General features: G+C 60.4%; 4 protein-coding genes. 3 read left to right on the forward strand and 1 reads right to left on the reverse strand.

Annotated elements, in window-relative coordinates:
- Positions 1-188: 188 nt before the first annotated feature.
- A complete protein-coding gene (locus GSQ76_RS30720) occupies positions 189-413 on the forward strand; it encodes a hypothetical protein (protein WP_158747882.1) in 225 nt (74 codons plus the stop codon).
- Entirely contained in the window at positions 414-539 is a 126-nt protein-coding gene (locus GSQ76_RS33015) for a membrane lipoprotein lipid attachment site-containing protein (protein ID WP_408837560.1), read from the forward strand.
- Positions 540-690: 151 nt separating this feature from the next.
- On the opposite strand, the gene GSQ76_RS30730 is transcribed toward GSQ76_RS33015, so the two are convergent.
- Positions 691-1,041 carry a hypothetical protein gene (locus GSQ76_RS30730; RefSeq protein WP_158747883.1) on the reverse strand — a complete coding sequence of 117 codons (351 nt, stop codon included), beginning with the start codon at positions 1,039-1,041 and terminating at the stop codon, positions 691-693.
- Positions 1,042-1,299: 258 nt separating this feature from the next.
- Between GSQ76_RS30730 and GSQ76_RS30735 the strand changes: the two genes are divergently transcribed.
- Positions 1,300-1,440, forward strand: coding sequence for a hypothetical protein (locus GSQ76_RS30735; protein ID WP_158747884.1), 141 nt, complete (start codon positions 1,300-1,302; stop codon positions 1,438-1,440).
- Positions 1,441-1,875: the final 435 nt, after the last annotated feature.

Raw genomic sequence — 1,875 nt, forward strand, 5'->3', positions numbered from 1 at the left:
TGCGCTCCCGAGGTTCCATGACGCCATGGTTGAGATGAGCCCCAATCGAACCGCCATAAGCCGCCCGCGCCAGTCCAAACCGAGATTGGGAGCATCTGCCGCCTCGTTTTCCGGGCTAAACCGGCCCCTTGCATGCTACGCTGGCCAATCGGCCGACAGCGACCGACAAGGGCAGCGGAGAGCAGTCAATGACCGAGGCCGAACCTGCCAGGCGCAACCTGGAGATCCCATTACCGGAGGCCGAAGACCTGCTGGCACGCAGACGTTCTAGGCATGGTGACAAGGCGATCTTGGACGAGGTCGAAGTCAGGATTAGATATGCCCGACGTTCGCACCCCGATGCTGCCACGGCTCAGTTGATGGTGGAGTTTTCGCAGGTTGAATTCGATCTGCTCGTGAACGATAGAACCTGAATGCGACGGATCACGGTTTTGATAGTGCTTACGGTGGCGTTGGCCGGTTGCAGCGGACCGTTCTTCTACCACGACGTGATTGTCCCGACTTATCGTCAAGTCGACCACGGCGACGCTCGGACCTGATGAGTTGCGCATGCATCAGTGCCGCGTCGTCAGCTGACTAGCGCTGCCCAGGTCTCAACGGCAAACGCGATGAGGAGCATGGCCCGATACATAACAGTATCGTGGCGAAAGCAGCTTAAGGTTTCTTTACGGGCGAAAACTGCAGCGCGGTTTAGTCGACGTCGAGAGCTGTCGCGTAGATTCGTTCGACACCCTGATCCCGCAGGGTCGAGCAGACCTGCGCCTGGGAAGAGGCCATGTCGGCGGTGATTCGGTTGATCTGCTGCTTGTAGGCCTTCGCATCAAAGTCGTGCTGGCTCCCAGCGAACGCGGCGATACTGGAGTCCAGGCGGCCCTGCATGTCTGGCGTCAGCCTGATCTGGCACATCCCAACGCCAATCCGAACGGATTCCAGTGCGAGGAGGTGCGCGCCATCGGAACTGACCTCGGCTTCCGCCTCCCCGGGGACGACGATCGTCGCGACAGTAGCCAAAGCCACGACAGCAGCCAGGATGTGTTTCATGCCGGGAATTTTCTCCAGAGTGGCGGTGTTCCGGAGACTTGTGCCTCTGCCGGGTTAAGGCGGGGTGAGCGGCGACTATGGAGGCGCCGCCGCAGCGTCTTACCACCCGGTCTACATCAAGCCACAACGGACGCTGATCACGCACTGCCAAAGCTATGGCAGCACGACGAACTGCATCACCCAATAAATGGCTGTGCCAGCCCAGAAACCCATTCTGGGGGATCGACTCTCAACAAAACCCGCCGCTACCCTCTTACCATGACCAACCCACCCCTTACCCCCAGCCAGATGGCGAACGAGATCAATCGCCTCCAGGCCGAGGTCGCTGGCTGGAAGCGCAAGTACGAACTGGTGATAGAGAGCGTTGGCGTGGCGGAACGGGAGATCCGGGCGGCTTAGAAGGTGCTGGATGCGGCTATGGGAAGCAACGGATGATGGCAACTGATGCGGAGAAGCGGCCGTGACCGATCTCACGCCTGAGCCTATCCTAGCCGTAGAGAGCACCGAGCTGCGCCTGGCGCTGTCTCAGTTGCAAACCACCTCTGACGACTGGAAGCGGCGATGCGAAGCCGCGGAGCTGAAGGTAGCCCAGCTAGAGGCGGAGCTACGGGGCGCCGTCGCAGGCGCAGCGGCGGAAGAATAAGGACCTACTGAGGTCGCCAGCTGGCAGGTCACCTTCCAGAGGGGGCGGCGCAGGACGGTCCGCTGAACCTGCAGCGTCATCCCTAGGCGGTATCGGTGATTTTCCTCGGCCTATCAGCCAACCATACGCCATGGGCCGGGTCATACGTTAGAGCGTTTTTAGCCTGACCTTTAATACCCGCAGTGTCGGAT

The organism is Acidisphaera sp. L21 (assembly GCF_009765685.1).
GTDB lineage: Bacteria > Pseudomonadota > Alphaproteobacteria > Acetobacterales > Acetobacteraceae > LMUY01.